24 protein-coding genes are annotated in these 18,635 nt (G+C 41.7%); 6 read left to right on the top strand and 18 right to left on the bottom strand.

Annotated elements, in window-relative coordinates; all coding sequences use genetic code 11:
* Nucleotides 1-168: 168 nt before the first annotated feature.
* From BLP92_RS00220 to BLP92_RS00210, 3 genes are all read right to left on the bottom strand, one after another.
* A complete protein-coding gene (locus tag BLP92_RS00220; RefSeq protein WP_090839417.1) occupies nt 169-1,515 on the bottom strand; it encodes a copper amine oxidase in 1,347 nt (448 codons plus the stop codon).
* A 213-nt stretch (nt 1,516-1,728) separates the two neighbouring features.
* Nucleotides 1,729-2,268 (bottom strand): GNAT family N-acetyltransferase, encoded by a 540-nt coding sequence (locus BLP92_RS00215; protein WP_090839415.1) that lies wholly within the window; start codon nt 2,266-2,268, stop codon nt 1,729-1,731.
* Between the two features lie 36 nt (nt 2,269-2,304).
* On the bottom strand, nt 2,305-2,874 hold the full coding sequence (locus tag BLP92_RS00210; RefSeq protein WP_090839413.1) for a DUF4825 domain-containing protein: 570 nt from the start codon (nt 2,872-2,874) through the stop codon (nt 2,305-2,307).
* Nucleotides 2,875-3,683: 809 nt separating this feature from the next.
* Between BLP92_RS00210 and BLP92_RS00205 the strand changes: the two genes are divergently transcribed.
* Entirely contained in the window at nt 3,684-4,670 is a 987-nt protein-coding gene (locus tag BLP92_RS00205; RefSeq protein ID WP_090839411.1) for an alpha/beta hydrolase, read from the top strand.
* 43 nt (nt 4,671-4,713) lie between these two features.
* Here BLP92_RS00205 and BLP92_RS00200 read toward each other — a convergent pair whose 3' ends face one another.
* Complete coding sequence (locus BLP92_RS00200) at nt 4,714-5,250, bottom strand: dihydrofolate reductase family protein (RefSeq protein WP_090839410.1); 537 nt, start codon at nt 5,248-5,250, stop codon at nt 4,714-4,716.
* A gap of 222 nt (nt 5,251-5,472) precedes the next feature.
* On the opposite strand from BLP92_RS00200, the gene BLP92_RS00195 reads away from it, so the two are divergent.
* Entirely contained in the window at nt 5,473-6,144 is a 672-nt protein-coding gene (locus BLP92_RS00195; protein WP_090839407.1) for a C40 family peptidase, read from the top strand.
* 635 nt (nt 6,145-6,779) lie between these two features.
* On the opposite strand, the gene BLP92_RS00190 is transcribed toward BLP92_RS00195, so the two are convergent.
* Complete coding sequence (locus BLP92_RS00190; protein WP_090839405.1) at nt 6,780-7,130, bottom strand: DUF3846 domain-containing protein; 351 nt, start codon at nt 7,128-7,130, stop codon at nt 6,780-6,782.
* A gap of 257 nt (nt 7,131-7,387) precedes the next feature.
* On the opposite strand from BLP92_RS00190, the gene BLP92_RS00185 reads away from it, so the two are divergent.
* Both BLP92_RS00185 and BLP92_RS00180 read left to right on the top strand, forming a co-directional pair.
* Nucleotides 7,388-7,618 (top strand): hypothetical protein, encoded by a 231-nt coding sequence (locus BLP92_RS00185; protein ID WP_090839403.1) that lies wholly within the window; start codon nt 7,388-7,390, stop codon nt 7,616-7,618.
* Between the two features lie 107 nt (nt 7,619-7,725).
* Nucleotides 7,726-7,962: a hypothetical protein gene (locus BLP92_RS00180; RefSeq protein WP_090839401.1), complete on the top strand. Its 237-nt coding sequence runs from the start codon at nt 7,726-7,728 to the stop codon at nt 7,960-7,962.
* A gap of 184 nt (nt 7,963-8,146) precedes the next feature.
* On the opposite strand, the gene BLP92_RS00175 is transcribed toward BLP92_RS00180, so the two are convergent.
* The 11 genes from BLP92_RS00175 to ctaG form a co-directional block, all read right to left on the bottom strand.
* Complete coding sequence (locus tag BLP92_RS00175) at nt 8,147-8,473, bottom strand: hypothetical protein (protein WP_090839399.1); 327 nt, start codon at nt 8,471-8,473, stop codon at nt 8,147-8,149.
* 20 nt (nt 8,474-8,493) lie between these two features.
* The gene (locus BLP92_RS00170; RefSeq protein ID WP_090839396.1) at nt 8,494-9,048 is read right to left on the bottom strand and encodes a DinB family protein; all 555 of its coding nucleotides are present in this window, start codon (nt 9,046-9,048) and stop codon (nt 8,494-8,496) included.
* 3 nt (nt 9,049-9,051) lie between these two features.
* Complete coding sequence (locus BLP92_RS00165; RefSeq protein ID WP_175444131.1) at nt 9,052-10,014, bottom strand: BMP family ABC transporter substrate-binding protein; 963 nt, start codon at nt 10,012-10,014, stop codon at nt 9,052-9,054.
* A gap of 91 nt (nt 10,015-10,105) precedes the next feature.
* Nucleotides 10,106-10,273: a hypothetical protein gene (locus BLP92_RS17915; protein WP_175444130.1), complete on the bottom strand. Its 168-nt coding sequence runs from the start codon at nt 10,271-10,273 to the stop codon at nt 10,106-10,108.
* 18 nt (nt 10,274-10,291) lie between these two features.
* The gene (locus BLP92_RS00160) at nt 10,292-10,582 is read right to left on the bottom strand and encodes a HesB/YadR/YfhF family protein (RefSeq protein WP_090839392.1); all 291 of its coding nucleotides are present in this window, start codon (nt 10,580-10,582) and stop codon (nt 10,292-10,294) included.
* 16 nt (nt 10,583-10,598) lie between these two features.
* Nucleotides 10,599-10,835 carry a molybdopterin converting factor subunit 1 gene (moaD, locus tag BLP92_RS00155; RefSeq protein ID WP_090839388.1) on the bottom strand — a complete coding sequence of 79 codons (237 nt, stop codon included), beginning with the start codon at nt 10,833-10,835 and terminating at the stop codon, nt 10,599-10,601.
* Nucleotides 10,832-11,308 carry a molybdenum cofactor biosynthesis protein MoaE gene (locus BLP92_RS00150; RefSeq protein ID WP_090839386.1) on the bottom strand — a complete coding sequence of 159 codons (477 nt, stop codon included), beginning with the start codon at nt 11,306-11,308 and terminating at the stop codon, nt 10,832-10,834. Before BLP92_RS00150 ends, moaD begins: the two co-directional genes overlap by 4 nt.
* A complete protein-coding gene (gene mobB, locus BLP92_RS00145) occupies nt 11,281-11,748 on the bottom strand; it encodes a molybdopterin-guanine dinucleotide biosynthesis protein B (RefSeq protein WP_090839383.1) in 468 nt (155 codons plus the stop codon). Before mobB ends, BLP92_RS00150 begins: the two co-directional genes overlap by 28 nt.
* Nucleotides 11,745-13,022, bottom strand: a complete 1,278-nt coding sequence (locus BLP92_RS00140; protein WP_090839380.1) for a molybdopterin molybdotransferase MoeA — start codon at nt 13,020-13,022, stop codon at nt 11,745-11,747. Before BLP92_RS00140 ends, mobB begins: the two co-directional genes overlap by 4 nt.
* Before the next feature lie 221 nt (nt 13,023-13,243).
* The gene (locus tag BLP92_RS00135; RefSeq protein ID WP_090839377.1) at nt 13,244-13,864 is read right to left on the bottom strand and encodes an SCO family protein; all 621 of its coding nucleotides are present in this window, start codon (nt 13,862-13,864) and stop codon (nt 13,244-13,246) included.
* Between the two features lie 15 nt (nt 13,865-13,879).
* Nucleotides 13,880-14,794: a cytochrome c oxidase assembly factor CtaG gene (gene ctaG / locus BLP92_RS00130; protein WP_090839374.1), complete on the bottom strand. Its 915-nt coding sequence runs from the start codon at nt 14,792-14,794 to the stop codon at nt 13,880-13,882.
* Between the two features lie 154 nt (nt 14,795-14,948).
* Here ctaG and BLP92_RS00125 point away from each other — a divergent pair, with 154 nt between their 5' ends.
* Nucleotides 14,949-15,401, top strand: a complete 453-nt coding sequence (locus BLP92_RS00125) for a GNAT family N-acetyltransferase (protein ID WP_090839372.1) — start codon at nt 14,949-14,951, stop codon at nt 15,399-15,401.
* 93 nt (nt 15,402-15,494) lie between these two features.
* Here the strand turns inward: BLP92_RS00125 and BLP92_RS00120 are convergent, their stop codons facing one another.
* Nucleotides 15,495-16,184 carry a potassium channel family protein gene (locus BLP92_RS00120; RefSeq protein WP_090839370.1) on the bottom strand — a complete coding sequence of 230 codons (690 nt, stop codon included), beginning with the start codon at nt 16,182-16,184 and terminating at the stop codon, nt 15,495-15,497.
* Nucleotides 16,185-16,568: 384 nt separating this feature from the next.
* On the opposite strand from BLP92_RS00120, the gene BLP92_RS00115 reads away from it, so the two are divergent.
* Entirely contained in the window at nt 16,569-18,008 is a 1,440-nt protein-coding gene (locus BLP92_RS00115) for a cryptochrome/photolyase family protein (protein ID WP_090839367.1), read from the top strand.
* Between the two features lie 11 nt (nt 18,009-18,019).
* Here the strand turns inward: BLP92_RS00115 and BLP92_RS00110 are convergent, their stop codons facing one another.
* Nucleotides 18,020-18,556: a GNAT family N-acetyltransferase gene (locus BLP92_RS00110; RefSeq protein WP_090839363.1), complete on the bottom strand. Its 537-nt coding sequence runs from the start codon at nt 18,554-18,556 to the stop codon at nt 18,020-18,022.
* Between the last annotated feature and the right edge of the window lie 79 nt (nt 18,557-18,635).

Here is an 18,635-nt window from a genome sequence, read left to right as displayed (position 1 = left end):
TGCTCCTCTATTCGGATATTTATGAAAAAGAACTTCTATTTTTCATAAATCCCCGAAAATGGGGAAGAAACTGTCTCAGGACCTGCGGCTTTTCAGTAAAAACACTTTCATAGAAGTTCCCGCTGCATCCTGCAAGAGACAGTTTCTTCTTTTTCAAAATTGTGGAATCTATGCTTCTTTATTCATTCTGCTGCGGCCGAATAAAAATGCACCGGCAGCTGCCAACGCTGCTGCAGTTACTGCCCAAAGGCTGATCATTCCACTGCTTGTACCGCCTAAGCCAGTAGCAGGCATCTCTTCAGGCATCTCAGCTTCCTGGCTGAATTCATCTGGCATTTGCGTTACAATCGCGCTGCTGAGTGCTTCCCCTACGCCGAACATAAACTGGTAGCCTTCACGGAAGGAAGCAGTGGCATCCTGGTAATTCTCTTCTGTACGCTGATCAAATGTGCGGAGAACCTGTTCTTCATGCACCGCCAGTGATTCCTGTGCTGCTTCCGTCGGCAGGTTTTCTTCTGTAGCTGCGCCTAGGAATGCTCCAAATTCCTGCGTAAAGCTGTCAATATGGGTCATTGCCATTTCTCTTTTTTCCATATCTTCTTCAATAGCTGCAGTTACGATTTCACTTTGCGCATTAATATGATCCGGTTCCCAGAGAGCCAGGAACTGCTCTCCTGCTTCCTCCCCATAGATGGAAGCGATCGCGCCCTGAAAGTCCAGTGAATTCTGGTCTTCTGCCCAGGTTACAAAATCATAGTCAGGCGCCTGATGGAAGCCTTTCTGCATTCCCAGAGTGGCCAGTGCAAAGTGCTCTCCTGCAAGCTGATTTAACGCAGAGCGGAGATCTGCTGCAGGTGTATCGACAGAGGTATTATCGAACGCTTCCGGCATCTGCGTTACTATTGCTCCGGAAAGTGCCTTACTGATATCAAACATACGGTCAAAACCTTCTCGGTAGCTTGTGTAGGCTCCTTCATAATCTTCAGCAACATAGTGGTCAAAAGCACTCAACACATCCATTTCATGTGCTCGCACCGCTTCTTCTGCTGCTTCCTGTGGCAGATTTCCTTCTGTTGCTGCATCAAGGAAAGTAGAAAATTCAATAACAAACTCTTCGATTTCCTCTTCAGCATCTGCACGCGCTTCTTCATCGCCCGTTTTCGCTGCTTCTACAAGGTCATCCGTATAATCGTTATGGCTGATGAAAATGTCTCCAAATGCCTCTGCCCCGTCTTCTCCATAAATTGGCTCTAATGCTGTAACCATATCCATGGAGTTTTGATACAGAGCATCCTCCACAGCTTCCGCATCGGGTGCCTCATCATACGTTTTCTGCATCGTTTCTACTGCAAGCACAAAATGTTCAGATAAAAGGTAATCAAGATCTGCTCTTAAGTCTGCTGCTGCCGTGGTACTCGTCGGCTCCATTTCTCCATGATCTGCGGCAAGTGCGGCAGTTGGTGCAAATACGAGCAGTGCACATGAAGATAAAGCTGCTTTTTTCATCTTATTCATAATCAATCACCCTTCTTTTTTTGTAGTAAAAGAAATGTTGTTTTCTTTTCTACTTAAGCTAACGCAGGGTAATTTGATTTGGATCACTTTTTTCAAAAAAAACATAAAAATTTTTTGTTAATCATTTTACTGATGATATGCGGTTGGTTATTTTCCTCTTATTTCACCTCCGCAGTCTGCTGTGCTTATTCAATGGATGTATAGCCAGGTGGGTTACTTCCAGTCTTCTTTTATCAGTCCGTACACATTGTGATCAGCAAAATAATCATACAGCCATTCTGCCTGCCGGACGGTACCTTCTTTTTGAAAATGAAGTCTTTCCGGTACAGCATTACTTTTATAGTTTTGCACAGCTGCCCGAATTTCAATTCTGTTTAAATGCAGTTCATTAAAGCAGTGATCTACAATTGCTTTGCAGGATTTTGTCATTATTCCTTTTCCTTCAAAGTCTTTACCCAGCCAGTAGCCGAGAGATGTTTCTTTATTAGCCCAGTTAATATAATGCATTCCTATTACGCCAGCGAGTTTGTCCTCAAACCATATGCCTGCCTGAAATCCATTATTTTCTGCCAGCTGCTGGAGGGCTTGTTGAATAAATTTCCCGGAATCTTCTGCTGAGTTAATAAAGTCGACCCAAGGAAGCCATTCCCGTAAAGAGTCTCTGGAGCTGTCTGTAAGCCTATAAAGTTCTTGTGTATGTCTTTCCTGCAATAGCTTCATAGAGATGTCACTGTCTACGCTATACTTAAACACGTACTCCACCTCCGCTGAATTTATCGAATAGTCAATTTATCTATACAGGAGTCTTTCTTGAAAAGACCGGGAATAAGCGACTGCCTCCAGTTTATTCATATTTTCCATAAGAAATTTTTCTGCAGCCGTTTCATTAAACAAAACATCAGCAGCAGGCAGATAGATATTCCGGGAAGCTAGTTCGGATTCAAGCTGTTCCCTTGAAATTTCGTATGCTCCATCTTCTTCAATTTCAAGGTGAATCGATTGTGCATTCGGTACGAGACACGCTAAGTAAATTATGTTAAATGTTATGTTTTTTTCTACTGTATGCTGTTCATTAAACCAGTATTGAATATATTCCTCATTATCATATGTATCGTTATAGCCATACTTCACTCGAATAGATGAACTACTCAGGTCCAGGGAAGTCATCGTTTCTCCTCCCGGCAGTGATTGTATCAATCCTAATACCTTGGAATTGTCACCTGCGTTAGTACCGCTGTACTCCAGCAGGTCTTCCTTTACAACTTCTTCAGCAGTTTTCATATGTGCTTCTTTTCCACAGCCTGCGGCAGATAATAGGCAAACCGTTAATACTGAACTATAAAAAAGCTTTTTGAACATCCTTGCCTCTCCTTTCCATTACTTCTGCATCTTTCATAAAATATTGGGTATAAGTTTATATGGATGATTCGTGAATTAAAATGCAATGGGACCTGATAATGTCAGCTTAGAAAATCCAAGTTAAAAGTATTTTGTTAATACTATTCATGAGTTTACATTAAACATTGTTGTTTTAGTGAAAATCTAATTAAATGGCTCATCACCACGAAGTTTAGATATCTAATGAATTTACTTATATTCACTGAAATAGAGAAGAAATACTATGGAAAAAGTGCTGACAGACCGATCTTTCTGCTAAGAAACGAGGGTATCACCGGAATGTCCGGCGAGGGCGCCTGTCGGATTTAAGCGAAGTCTGTAAGAGGATGTCCGAACGTTTTATCTGGACATTCTCTTAAAAGCAATGAGGGTAGCCAGGGTTTTGCATCCATCTCGCGGGCTTCGTCCGAGAGGGATGTGGCTGCGCGGGTCCATGCTCTTCTTATTTTGTTGTATCCTGCAGTCGTTGCAAAATAGCTGAAGAGGAGCCCCACGGTAAGCTTCCGCCGGCAAGTACAGTAGAAACCCCCACCACAAAGATAAATAATGCGCTATTTTTCACTTTATCAGCAGCCTCTGAGATGCTCCTCCGAAAGCTGTCAATTTTCCATGATTGTCAACTACTTGTTATGATGAAAAACCATATAAATACAAAAAAACTATTAAATCCCTTATAATTATATCATATGCTTTTCTATTTATTATCTCCAATCAGGTTCCACATCTGCAATTGATTCAATTTAAAAATTTTTCCTTTGGAGGGATATAAATTGTCCAGTAGAACAGTTATTTCCAATAAATTAAAGCGAGGTATTTTAAGAACAGCTCCCAATGCCTGGAGGAAAAAAATTGTTATGCAGGCAGTTCGCCGCACTCCTCAGCTGCCACTTGAAAATATAAAAGAGGCTAGAAAGAAAGTAATGGAGGTAAACCAGAAAGCGCCCAAACTTCCCTATTCAGGCAGTATTCGGGATGGTATTGCCGGGAATCCGAAAAGAGACACTCCCGTGCGAATTTACACTCCTGCAGGAGAAGGTCCTTTTCCTGCAGTAATATACCTTCATGGCGGAGGTTTCAGCTTGGGGAATATAGAAATGACGGACAATATATGCAGGCTGCTGTCTGAAAAAAGCGAAAGTGTCGTTATAAGCGTAGATTACGCACTTTCTCCTGAATACAAATTTCCTTTCGCATTAGAAGAATGCTATGAGGTAGTTAATTGGGTGGAAGATCATGCTGAAAGACTGCAGGTGCACACGAGTCAGCTTATTATTGCCGGGGACAGTGCCGGTGGAAATTTAACTGCCGCATTATCAATGAAACTGCTGCAAGAAAATAAGCAGATGCCTGCGGGCCAGATATTAATTTGTCCCTCTCTCGATTTAATTACAGATGCACAGGATAAATTGGAAGGGATGGAAGAAATACTTTTATCCGAATACGGCATGAAAAAATTTCATGGGTATTATCTTGAAACATCTGAAGATGGCAGAGATCCTTATGCCTCTCCGCTGTTTGCCGAAGAAAATGTTTTTGCCTCTCTTCCGCCTTCTCTTATTATTACGGCCGGATTGGATCCACTTGCCGAGGAAGCTGCAGATTATGCGGGAAAGTTGAGAGATGCAGGAGTCAAGGTGAAACACAGCCATTATGAGGAACTATTTCATGATTTTGTTACCTTTATCGGCATAATAGATGAAGCAGAAACAGCTTTGATGGAAGCTGTAAATCTGATTCGTCAGTCTGTTCATTCATAAAATGAAATATAGAGGTTTCCGGTGAAGTGGGAGCCTCTTTATTTCAACCTGTTGATTCATGTTTAAAACGATATTTAAGCGATACGAAATCATCAAATTTTCTTATATTAATCAACTCGAGATCCTCCTCATAATTCCCTTCCTGAAAAAGTCTGATTCCTTCTCCTATCAGTACAGGGGTGATAGATATTTCTATTTCATCTATCAGTCTATTTTCTAATAGAGGTTTCAATATGCTTCCGCCTCCGACTACCCATATATTTCCTTCCTGCTGTAAAAGTGAGCGGATAAAAACCGGGGGAGATTCCTGAATAAAAGTGACGTTTTCAGCAGGTGCGGGATATTGACTTGTAAATACATAACAATCTTTATCCTTGTATGGAAAATTATCTTTCATTTCCCCAATAATCCATTCATAGGTTTTTCTCCCCATTACCACTTTATCAACTGTTTTGTAGAATTCTTCATATCCATTATCCTCTTTTCCTTCGTTTCTAAACAGCCATGCCAGTGAATGTTCTTTTGTAGCAATGTATCCATCAAGACTCGCTGCGATAAACCCTAATACTTTTGCTCTCATATTCCATCTTCCTTCCTTAAGATTTTACGTGTAATACTTCTATTAGCACCTTGCTTTTTTTCTCATCTGATAGTACTCTCAATATATGTAGAAAGTTGTCTATTTACAGATTTTTTTACTTATTAATGGAATTTTATTGAATAAATATATTTCGTATGACTCTCAGTTTGTACATATATTATGTGATAAGCAGGCTGTAATAAAAAGGGAGCGTTTCTCAACATGACAAATATAACTATGCCAGGGTCTTCTCCTGCAGTTGCATCGGTGAATGCGGAATCTATGAAAATAGGTGCGCGAGGGGATTTTGTAAAAGAGCTGCAGCAGGTGCTTCACTCTAAAGGGTTTAACAGTTCCACGAACATTGATGGAATATTTGGACCGAAAACATTGAAAGCGGTGCAGGAATATCAGCTTTCTTCTAGTATATCCAATCCCAACGGAAATTTTTACGGTGTGGCAGGCCCTCGCACACTTGGTTCTCTCGGAATGGCTTCAGCTGCTCCAAATCCGATCGCTGACCAGGCTAACGCCGCTTCCAATATGGTGGATAATGTCATTGCTTCTTCAAAAAAGCACCTGGGCAGCCCTTATTTATGGGGCGGCACAACGCCTTCCGGATTTGACTGCAGCGGTTTTATCCAGCATGCATTTGCTGAAAATGGAAAGAATCTCCCGAGAACAGTAGCACAGATGTGGAATGCCGGATCTAAAGTTTCTACACCGGCCAAAGGTGACCTTGTATTTTTTGAAACAAGAACCGGTCCTTCGCATGCAGGTATTTATCTCGGCAATAATAAATTTATCCACTCCGGCGCTTCTACGGGAGTTACTGTAACAGATATGGACAATCCATACTGGAAAGATAGATACCTCGGCGCAAAAAGAATGTAAAAAATAACTTGCATAAAGAACCCCTCTGTTTATAAGTAAAACAGAGGGGTTCTTTAATTCACAGCTTAGGGAACTCAACCATTTCTTGGCTGTTTTTGTTACTTTTCCGCTGTAAGCATTCACCATTTAAGTTGCTTACTTTCAGCTTAACAATCAGCCTCAGTTGCTCTCCACAATTTTTTCTTCAAGAAATTAAATGTTTATAAAATAAGAAATCACTGGATCTTTTCTTATTTTCATTTTGTATTCCCTGAATTTTTATTCTGCATAACTTTTTAAGGATTACTTGAAAATCAGGATTTTATCTTTTACTTTTGTTCAAAGATATATTCCCCTGTTCCTTTTATTGTTTTGCAGATGAATTATGGACTCAACGCGATGGCTGAGTTTCCTATGCTGTGAATCTATTGTATTATTCTTTATATACCCCCCATTTCTTTTATTAAACATAATATTCAAAATATTTTAATTTTTATTTTATTTTTTCGAATTAGGTTTGTTTTAGTCTGGCGCTGCTATAAGGAAGGTATGCCTGCGGCTCCTTTTTTAAGACTCTCAGCTTTATCGGTATTTCTTTAATAAAAAAGTCATCCTATGAATATTTCATAGGATGACCCCTATTTCATGAACCTGGATTAATAATTTACTGCGTAAAGTGTTTCGCCGTCCACTTCTACTTTTTCTAACTGATCCTTAAATTGTTTTTTCTGCTCTTCATTCAATGCTGTTGTTTTCGTACCATCTGTTCCAGTTACGACGATTTCACCGTGGATATAATCGCTCATTTCTCCTTCATGACGGAGAACCAGTGTTTTTTCTTCATTTAATACTGCGGCTTTTGGATTTTTCCAGAGTACAATGTTCTCTGGAAGATATAACGCTTCCGGAGAGCCATTTACCATGCCTTGAATAGCATCGATATTAAAGTTATCCAGTTGCTTTTCTTCAAACTCTTTATTTTTTGTACTTAAGTGTAAAATTGTCATCTTCTCATCTCCTTAAAATTTATATGATCTCCATCCTCCCTGTATCCTTTTAGCGGATAACTAAAACATGTGACTGCAATATTAATTCCCGTTTAGAAATTTTTTCTTTATACACAGGTTTTTTTACAGGATTATTTATTGTTGTTCTTTCAGTTTTCATATCTTTAGTTTAAAGTCAGTGCTTAAATTCCATCTAAACTTGGGTACTAGTGAAAGTAATGGACTTATCATGACAGTGCGAGAAAGGAGTTAAATTTATGGACATGCATGAAAAGGGAAAGGCAGTGCAGGAGAGTGTAGAGCTCCGTAAATTAAATACCCTAATTAAGGGAGAAGAGGAAAAATTAGCGCTTAAAAAAAATCGTTTTCAAAAATTAACAAAGAAACATAGAATTTGGGTAATGAACCGTGAAATTCGTGAACTGGAGCTTAAGCTTAATAGGTTATATAAAGAAAAAAAACTGATTGAAGAAAATGAGGAGGAATAAGAAATTTGTATTTAATAGTGTTTAATACATTCAGCCTTTGTCATTATATGAATTAAACATTAGGCTTTTTGAATGCACCACATTTTTTCTATTAAGGAGGAAACAATATGACAGTTGAACAATTAAGCATAGTTAAAAATACGCTGCTTTTTCTGGTAGTTATCATGCTCGCTGCATTTATCGGAATCAGCATATTTAATTATATTAACTCACAGGGACGACAACTTTTTGGACTTGTAAATATTCTTTTCCTTATTTTTAGTTTTATCAGCTTCGGTATATACCTTTATATGAGAGGGAAACTCAAAGAAAAACTTTATTTAAAAGAACAGCATCTGCAGTAATTGTTACTGAAATTTTCAGCTTTTCGTTGATGTTTCCCGTCGGAACTGCGTGAATAATAAAACTTCTGCCTTTAAAATTGATACTTTTGTAATTCATGACTTAAATTTATGCAGCATTATATATTATGGGTAAGATAAAAAAACCACTGGAGAAAGGTCTCCAGTGGTTTTTTAAATGCGCTTTTTATTTCTTGTCTTCATTCATCGTTTCCATTAAAGTTTCAAATAATTCATCTACTCTTTTAATGAGTGCTTTTTCCTGCGATGTTGATGGTTTTTGCAGCTTAATCATTTCATACGTCTGCAGAAAATGGTCTACATCTTTTGCACCTATTTGTGCAATTGCTGAATAAGCAAGCAGCTTAATATTTGGTTTCGTTTCACTGTGAAGCATTGGTACAAGCGGCTCAAGCAGCTGCTGGGCACGAGCATAGTTTTTATTATGCACTTCTTCATATCCCTCGACAACCCGCTTCGCAAGCTTTGTCATCGCTTCTTTATTTTGTGACAAAATGACACGTCCTTCCTTTATTACAGCGACAAATAGGGAGTATTAAAATGTTCCCATTTTTCCCGCTGGCCATTTATCCAGCGGCGCAGCATATACATCTGGCCAATATGATAGCTTTCGTGGTTCAGCAGATGATACAGCACCCATTCAGCCGAATAAGTTTCTTCTTCATTTAAATCTTTGATTGTAAGTGACGGGCGATGAAATTCCTGATCAGAAAGATCCATATAATACTCACGGGTTTTCATCCTTGCTTCCCCAAGCCTTGCAAGCAGATACCCCTTTTCAAGATGTTCCGGACAGGTAATTTCCTGCTTTTCCGTGAAATAAAAGCGGTCCCGGTCTTCTTCAGAAATACCTTCTTCCCGAAGTACCATATGGTTCCACCACCACTCAATTTGAGCGAGGTGCAGAGAATAGCCTGCAATGGTAGGGAAATCCTGTACTTTATGATGGATATCTTTTTCGTCCAGATCATTTAACAGCTCCAAAAGCTTTTCTCTTGTTTGAATAAGCCCTCCTAATAAATGAATCGACTCCCTTGCAGCTACCGGTGCTAATGTATGTTCTTTCATACCTTACCCCTCCTCTGTTTCTTCCTCATGTGGCAAAAGGCCAGTTTCTTTATACGCTTCTACAGCATTTTCAAGCCAGCGACGGGTGTTTTCCGGAACAGCGTCACTGAAAGTTCCTAAGGAAATGGCGTCGTCCTGAAAATCAAATGAGAGACTGCCTGCCTCCAGTGTACCAGAGATAAAGTTTTCACCCACCATTAAGTATACCTGCTCTACATGCTGCATCGTGCTCGTAAGAACAGTTTCTTCCCCTAATTCATACTGGTCACTTATATAACCGATCGCATAAAGCCCGGCATCTTCCGTTTTTTCAATAATGTCTTTATGAAATCCATCTCCGGCAGGGTAAAATACATCTGCCCCGTCTTTTCTTAATTCATCAAAGAGCAGTAAAGCTTCCTCTTTATCCACCCAGCTTTCCGTGAAGCGGAGCGTAACTTCAATTTCAGGATTATGCGCCATTGCTCCTGCTGCATACCCCTGCACCTCGGGCTGATAAGGATAAGCACCGATTGCTGCAATATGTCCACGCGGGGATGTTTCTGCAGCAAGCATACCAGCAAAATATCCCATCGCATAGCCTTCAAAATTTACACTTGTAATGTTTTCCCCGGTAGTAGATTCGTTAAAGGTTACAAAATGAATCTCCGGATATTCATCTTTCAGATTCATAAACATATCTGCGTATAAGGAACTATGACCGAAGAGAAGATTTACCCCCTCCGCTGCAAGCTCCTCCACTGCTTCACTTACTTCCTCAAATGTACGGATATTTTCCCGTACGTGAATTTCTGCTTCCAGCTCTGACTCCAGCTGTAAAGCTCCTTGATATCCCTGCTGATTCCACTCCTGGTCCTCTATCGGATGGGTGAGCAAAAGGCCCACCGTTGCTTCTTTTTTCTCTTCTGCTAACGCACAGCCTGAGAACAGAAGCAGTAATACAGCTAATATCCCTATTTGCTTCACTCGTGTCCACTCCTTCACCATTTCAAAGCGATCTCCAATCCCCTGACTATCATTTTAACAGTTTTTTCTTATTTTTCAGCTGTAAATAAGATTAGATTCTTTCCTTGGAGAAGTGTAAAAAACTCCATTCCAGTAATGCTCCTCCGCCCAGAGAAGCAATGACTGCCACTTCCATAGGCACATTTGTCCAGAGATCCAGAATAACATATAAGCCGACTGCAGTGAGAGAAAAAATCAGAAGACCTATCGTAAGCCTCATCGGGACTTCCTCCCTTTGTTACAAGCTGTGTTCATATGCAATTTCTGCTTTCTCTCTATCATACACTACGGTGAGATCTTTCTCATCAAAATACCAGGCATCTTTTTCCTCAATGAAATAAGTAATTCCATTTTTTTCTGTCACTGCTGCAGGATCTTCCGGAGTGTTTACAGTGACGCCGAGTGAAAAGCCGGATTGAAAATCACCGCATCCTCCATACCTCACAAAAAACTGTATAGACTCCTCCTCTTTCTGCAGGAGTTCTTCCTTAAACCACGCTGCTGCCTCATCTTTTATAAAAATCTGCATAGCTGACATTCCTTTCTTACCCGCCCGAAACAGGAGGGATAAATGCAACTACATCCCCTGTTCTTGCAGTATCATCTTCATTCGTAAATTCTTCATTGATCGCAACCATCGCCCTGTCTGTCCCCGTCACCCCAGGAAACTCTGCCCGTACCTTTGCACGGATCTCCGCCACAGCGATTTCCTTCTGCTGCAGTTCATATTCTGCTGTCCCCGCCTGCTCTTTCATACCTGCAAAAAACAATACCTTAATCATGGGCTTTCTTCCTCTCCCGGTTTCTTTTGATCTTTATAGGATACATTTTCCAGCTGGTCGCCAATCCACATTTCGCCGTCTTCCCAGTGTTCTTTTTTCCAAATAGGGACAAATTCTTTAATCCGCTCAATTGCTTCCCGGCTTGCTTTAAAGGAGGCGTCCCGGTGCGGTGAAGAAACTGCAATTACTACAGCAGTTTCAGAAATTTCAAGTTTCCCAATCCGATGTGCCATTGCAACTTTCGTTCCTTCATATTTCGCTTCTAATTCTGCTCCCAGCTGGGCTAACTTCTTTTCCGCCATTGGTTTATATGCCTCATAAGTTAGGGAAAGCGTCCGTTTTCCTTCTGTGAGTTCTCTAACAGTTCCAATAAATGTCGTCACTGCCCCAGCTTCCGGCCGAATGACCGATTGAATTAATTCTTCAGTTGGCAGCGGTTCTTCCGTTACAAAATAATTTCGCTTTTCTCCCATACAATCCTCCCCAGTTCTTCGATTGAGTGATGCAACTCGTCCGTTTCTTTATTCCATACTGCTTTCACGTTGGTAATCGAAGCAGGAGCCGCTCCACTATCGCTGACAGCAATTTTAGGGTACATTTCCTGTTTATATCCTTCAATCAGCAGCAATTCAGTCCCGAGAAGCAGATGCATTTGAATCATCATTTCCAGGGAGAGAGGCTGTTCAATGTTCCACTGCTGCTCCCCTTTGCTCGTCAGCATCGAACTGACTGCCCCTGCTTTCCGATGTTTTGCGGTATCCGTCTCTCCGCGGTCCAGATGCAGCACCTCTGCTTTTCCGTGATGCTTGATGGTACTTACTTTCACACCCTGCGCACTAAAAAAAGTGATCAGTTCTGCAGTGAGGGTCGTTTTACCGGAGTTTGACCAGCCGACAACCTGGAACACTCTCACCTGTCTTTCACCGGTTCTTCAAAGTAAGCTTCTCCTTCCCCCCGTAAAAGAAGGACAGCCACCTGATCTCCTGTCTGAAAGCCTCTCGTGCCCCCCGGGAGGACGATAAGAGCATTTGCCCTTGAAAGTGAGGTAACAACCTGGGACTTATCCAATCCGGCAGGCGTAGCGATTAATCTTCCGTCCTGAAAAGTGATATGGCCGCGTACAAATCTTGTGAAAGGATTCGGTTTGGGAAAATCACTTCCGAGCAGTGCTTTACTTTGCTGCAGGTAAGGTTTTTTATCTCCCATTGAATGCCTCAGCCAAGGTCCTGTGAAAAGTTCAAATCCGACGAAGCAGGCAGACGGATTCCCGGATAGGCCGAACAGCGGCTTGCCATTCCACTGTGCCACTGTTGTAACACTCCCCGGGCGCATAGCAACTTTATTAAATAATACTTCTGCTCCGAGTTTCTCATATATTGCCGGGAGAAAATCAAAATCTCCAACCGAAACTCCCCCAGTAGTAATAAGCGCGTCCACATCTCCTAACACGTTTTGTACTCTGGAATAACATAAATCAAAATCATCAGGAAGCTGTCCGTAATATACCGGTGCCGCTCCCGCTTCCCGGAGCTGTTCTACAACCATCGGTGCATTACTGTTTCGTATTTTACCCGGCTCAAGCGGATCACCCGGCTCCAGCAGTTCTGTTCCTGTAGCGAATACACCTATCACCGGTTTTGCAGTTACCTGCACCTGGTCATATCCAAACGTAGCCAGTGCAGCAATTCCACCTGCATGCAGCCGCTCGCCAGCTTCCAGTACTACTGTTCCTTTTTCCATTTCCTCGCCTTTTATCACAACGTTATCCCATGAATTAAATTCCCTGGTAATTGTAATAGCACTGCCGTCTTCTGCTTCTTTTGTTAATTCAAACATAACGATCGCATCAGTTTCCTTCGGCATGATCGTTCCAGTCATAACTCTGATAGCTTCTCCAGGCTGCGGTACTTTTTCTGCGACGTGTCCTGCGCCGACGGTTTCTATCACCTGAAGTGTCACTGGGGTGTCCCTTCCTGCTCCTTTTGTATCGGCGGAACGGACTGCAAAGCCGTCTAACGGGGATCTGTTAAATGGCGGCACCGGTGCATCTGCAATCACCGCTTCTGCTAATATCCGCCCGCCTGCTTCCTGCAGCGGGACTGTTTCTGTTTTATTATGTACTGCCTCTATTTGAAGAACTTTTTCTACTGCTTCAGATACTTTCATCGGGGTACGTGCTTCCAACATATCAACGCAAGCCTCCTTTTATTCCAGTTTAGCAAATTCCAGCTTATTTTGCTTTGATAAGCTGGGGAACGCTTTGAGTAAATAACAAATCACTTAGTTCAATAGACTGTATGACTACTCCCTTGTATTTTTGAGGAAGCCTAAAAAGAAAATTTCCTATTTATTTTCTCCCCGGAAAACAGAAAAAAACTGCGCCATCCTTACGGCACAGCTTCTTTCCTTTAATTATTAATTACCTGCTGCATGTCTTCTACAGTAACTTCCGCATCGAAGCTGTTTTCTCCTGCATACATACGGTGTACTTTACGATCAGGCCCGATCAGGAAAAACCGGGTCGGATGCATAATATCTTCCTGCTCCGGCACTTCCTGAATCTGCGCCTTAAAAGATTCCAGCACGTAGGATTGAATTTCCTCCATCTCGTACCCTGTTACGAAGTGCCAGTTATCAAAGTCAGCGCCGTAGGATTCTCCATAGGCTTCCAGACGTTCCGGCGTATCAAATTCAGGATCAACTGAGAAAGAAACAATTTTAATATCTATTCCTGCTTCTTCTGCAGCCGCCTGCAGTTCTTTCATGTTCGGTGTCATGACGTTACAAACTGTTGGGCAACGGGTGAAAATGGTTTTTGCGACCCACCATTCTCCTTCTAAATCTTGTTCAGTAACAGTTTCCTCATGCTGATTGACCGCTTCGAATTTTCCTGCTACCCATGGATCTTCCGAGACAGTCACATCAATTACAGCATCTCCGCCAGCGGCAGATTCTGAAGCATCTTCATACAAAAAGCTGCATCCGGAAAGAAGGCCTGCCCCGATAAGAAGTGCGGCAATATTTTTCATAATATCCTTCCTTTTCTAAGCTTTCGATTGATACATTTCATATTCCTGGAACTCAAGCTTCGGTGCTTCATCCTTATCTCTTTTTACCCAAAGACGGAAAGAGTGACCGATCGCAATTGCGTAAACAAGTTCCTGAATGACTTTCATCATCGCGCCGCCGAACTGCTGGTCGTTGGTTGGTGATAAAAACGTCAGTGACTGTTCCCCGGACATCAAGTTAAACGGTATGTCTGCTCCCGGAGGCAGGCAGTAGGCAATTGCCATGGACCAGGTTGCCGGATCTGTATAAGTTGCATACAGCGGCGTACCTGCAAAGATAATCAGCGCACAGGCAGGAGTAAATAATACACCGCTTATAAACATATACCCGATCCGCTTTAATTCAGACATTGTATACATTGTTTGAATCCGCGGGATAATATGCCACCACATCAGTGCTGCCAGCAGAAGCATTGCAACCTGATAGAAGTTGTGCGCACCTTCATTTGTAAGTAGATAGTCGAACACTGCTGGTATATGATAAATAGAGAAAGCAGCGTTAAATAAAAGCAGGCCTAAAATTGGAAACCCTATCACAAAAAAGAACCCGCGCACCGGGCGCATCTGCTGGAATCGTTTGAAAAACCAGCTTGGAATTCCCAGAAGCAGTAAAGGCGGCGCAATTAAGTATACAATTGCCATAGAAATCATATGCATGCTGAGCATTAAATGGCCCAGTACGTAAAGTGGTCCGCCAAACCCTAAGTAAACCGCGACCAGACCGAGATGAAAATAAACAATCCGTTTCTTTTCCACCGGTTCAGCATCTGGAAACTTGTGACGGTATTTTGTTATGATAAGAAAGTATACAGCACTGACCAAAGCAAGCACCAGAATTAGTTCCGGTGTCCAGATCGTCCTGAAAGTAAACGTTGAGAAAAATTGTTCCATCGTCCTGTCCCCTCATTTTATGAAAGTTAAAAAGCACAAAATCCGCTTATTATAGTTATAACATGATTGTCGCATAAATCCTACCGTTTCAAAACGGGGATAAATGACTATTCCTTGAACAGCAAATTGAAATTATGCAAAGGAGTCCTGCCTGATGAAAATTTATAAAGTAGAAAAACCGGGAACGAAAGAAGAGATTGCCAACATAGCTGGCTTGATGATGGAACAGATGGAGCAGCTGAGCAATGTTCCTACTCCAGAAAAACTGGAAGAAACGATTGCACTCGCACTTCAGGAAGAATGTGCTTCTGAGTTCTTTGTGGCAGAAAGAAATAATGAAGTAATCGGGTGTGCTTTTTTAAATAAAGGTGTGGCTCTTGATAAAGGCGGTTACTACATATGGCTGAATGACCTCTATGTGAAGAAAGCGGAGCGGAAACAGGGTATCGCAAAAAAATTGCTGCTCCATGTGCTGCAATGGGCAGAAAATGAAGGATTAAAAGGGATTGAACTGGAGACAGGGATGAACAATGAAGCTACCAAGCGCCTTTATAATGCACTCGGATTTTATGACATTATTTCCAAACGTTACGGCCGTACGCTTTAACAGAAAAAATTATAAACTAAAAAACAGGAGCAGCTTCTCTTCAAAAGAGATCTGTTCCTGTTTTACGCTGATAAGATTTTAGTTTCAGACTGATTATAATGCCTCGTTTTCGAATCGTTCCAGGTCTTTCGTATGCCCCATCACAATCAGCAAATCGCCTTCATGCAGTTCTTCCTGCGCGTTGGGACTGATATTCATTTTTTTCTCTCTTTTAAAAGCAAGAATCGTAATTCCATATTCTGAACGGATATTTAAATCTATTAAGCTTTTACCGTGCATTTTTTTCGTGGCGTATAGTTCCACAATACTGTAGTCGTCTTCCAGTTCAATAAAATCGATCACTTTGTCGGAAGTCATTTTATGTGCGATACGCTTTCCCATGTCATATTCCGGATGCACTACCAGATCTGCTTCCAGCTTATCCAGCACTTTTTGATGATACGTATTCTGGGCTTTTACCCAGACTTTTTCAATCCCGAGTTCTTTTAAACTTAAAGTGGTCAGAATACTCGCCTGAATATGATCTCCAATCGCAACTACCACATGATCAAAGTTTCTGATTCCAGCATTTTTTAATGCTTTTTCGTCTGTGGTATCAATACTGACAGCGTGCGTAGAAAACTCTGCATACTCCCGCACCTTGTCTTCATCGATATCTATTGCCAGTACCTCATGCCCCTGCGCGTGGAGCTCTTTACATACGCTTCCGCCAAATCTCCCGAGCCCAATTACAGCAAACTGTTTTTTGCGTGGCTGCTTTTCTTTATTTTTTTTATTGAACATACTTGTTCCTCCTGGATAAATTTCTTTATTTCTAGGCTGCTTTGAAAATAGCTTGTTATTAGAAGGTATGTCATGCTGTTCCACTCTCGGCAAGGCTTACTCGAGGACTTGTTCCCGACTAACCTCAGCGGAGAACATGTCGCTGAAATGAATTCTGAACCTGCGCTGGTCCAGCCTTGACTTCCTTCAACAGCTTGGGCTATTTTCATTTTTCATGGTGTATCTCCCACTTCATTCATCCTGATTTTAAACTACTCTTCTTTTTCAGATGTGTCAATTTCATTTTTAAAGTATAAGTTTTCTTCTGCCGCCCTGCAGGTTTTCTTCCCTGCATTTAAGGAAATGTAGTAAAGGAAACTGAAAAATTTACGGAGGTGTCTATAAATGCAAGCAGATACATATGTAGTATGGTTTCGAAATGACTTCCGGTTTGATGATAACCCTGCACTCAAGAAAGCCTTGGATGCAGCAGAACAAACTAATGGAGAAATCCTGTTTGTGTTTCATCTTCATCCTGATTTCACCGGCCAAATTGACCTGAGTAATGACTATTTTTTTCAGACTGTCGACAACTTTTCCAGGCAATGTGAAGAGGCAGGGATGAAGCTTCATATAATAAGCGGGTCCGTAACGGAAGCTTTTCAGCAGTTATTTGATCAATTAAGCGGCATACATACCATTTTTGGCGCAGTCGAGTATACTTCTTTTGCTGCTGCCAGGGATGAGGAAGCACGCAGTGTGATAGAAAAAAATGGTGCATATTTCGAGCAGACGCCGGGAAATTACATTCATCCGCCCGAAGATATTTTAAAAGAGGATGGATCTCCCTACAAAGTTTACACTCCTTATTCGCGAAACTGGATGCAGGCAGAAAAGCCAAGCCTCTCTTCTGTCACACAAAAAGATCTGAAAAGCAGCTATGGAACAAAGGAAACACTCGATGCTGAAAGTGAAAAAGCCTGGGAAAAAGTAGTAGAGCTATGTGAGTGCACGTGGCAGCGTCTGGGAGAAAAAGAAGGAAGGAAACGCCTTGAACACTTCTGCAAAAAAGTGCTCCCGCATTATGATGAATCGAGAGACCTCCCAGAAAAAGCCGGCACGAGCAGACTGTCTCCTTATTTACGAACCGGCTCCCTTTCTGCACGGAGAGTTTTTCAGGCAGCGGACAGTGCCAGAGAAAAACAAGCTGCGAAAGGTCCGGAAACTTTTATTAAAGAGCTTGCCTGGCGTGATTTTTATAACATGATTTTTCATCAGTTTCCGGAAGTGGAAACGAAAGAATTTCAGGAAAAATACAGAGAGCTTTCCTGGCGTGAGGATGAAGACCTTCTGCAGAAATGGAAAGAAGGCCGCACTGGATTTCCTATCGTAGATGCCGGAATGCGTCAGCTGAATAAAGTCGGCTGGATGCACAATCGGCTGAGGATGATTACAGCTTCTTTCCTTACAAAGGATTATCAGATGGATTGGAGAATTGGGGAAGCATACTTTCGGGAGAAATTAATAGATCATGACCCCGCTTCTAATTCCGGCGGCTGGCAGTGGTCATCTTCTGTTGGAACAGACGCCGCTCCGTACTTCCGCGTATTCAGCCCTGTCCGCCAGGGAGCCCGGTTCGACCCTGAAGGTGCTTTCGTTAAAAAATACGTTCCTGAATTAAAAGAAGTGCCGGTTAAATTCATACACGAACCGCATAAAATGAAAAAAGAAGAACAAGAACGAGCAGGCTGTATTATCGGGAAGGATTATCCAGAACCAAGTGTCGACCATAAAGAGGAAAGAAAACGTGCGATAGCGATGTTTAAAGATTTAGATACAGAGTAACTTTATACAAATTATTTTTGATCTGTGCAATTGCCCCTGTGGATCCAAAACCTGTTTATTACAGTAGCATCCGGCTCTATGAAATCATATTCTGCTGCTCCACCGTTGTGCAGGATTGTTTTTTTAGAGCCTATGTTATCAGAATTACACATCACCAGCACTTCTTTCAGTCCAAGCTCATTTGTTTTCAGCAGCGCCTGCCGCAGCAACTCTGTGGCATAGCCTTTCCTTCTTTCCGAAGGACGAATGCCGTAACCGATGTGACCACCCGTATTACGAAGTTCTTTCGTCAGGCTGTGCCGGATATTGACTGCCCCGAGAATTTTGTCTTCTGCTGCAAGCCAATAAGTGGAATGAGGTACTCTTCCGGCGGGAGTTTTTTCTTCCTGGGCTGCTTCCTGCAGATGTGCAAGCATTTCTTCAAATTTATCCGGAGAATACTTTATTATAGAAGGAGCAAGTTCTTCTCCGCTGTTTATCCATTCTTCATAAAAATCAAGGTAGGCGTTCTGATAATAGAGAGTAGGTTGAATCAATACTGGGTTCATCTTTATTTTCCTCCTCATAAAGGTTTACTTTATATTATTTTTCAAAACATCGTAAATTAGTAAATCAGATGCTTTCCAT

This window comes from Alkalicoccus daliensis (genome assembly GCF_900103955.1).
Taxonomy (GTDB): Bacteria; Bacillota; Bacilli; order Bacillales; family Salisediminibacteriaceae; genus Alkalicoccus; species Alkalicoccus daliensis.
This window is presented reverse-complemented; position numbering and strand designations above follow the sequence as displayed.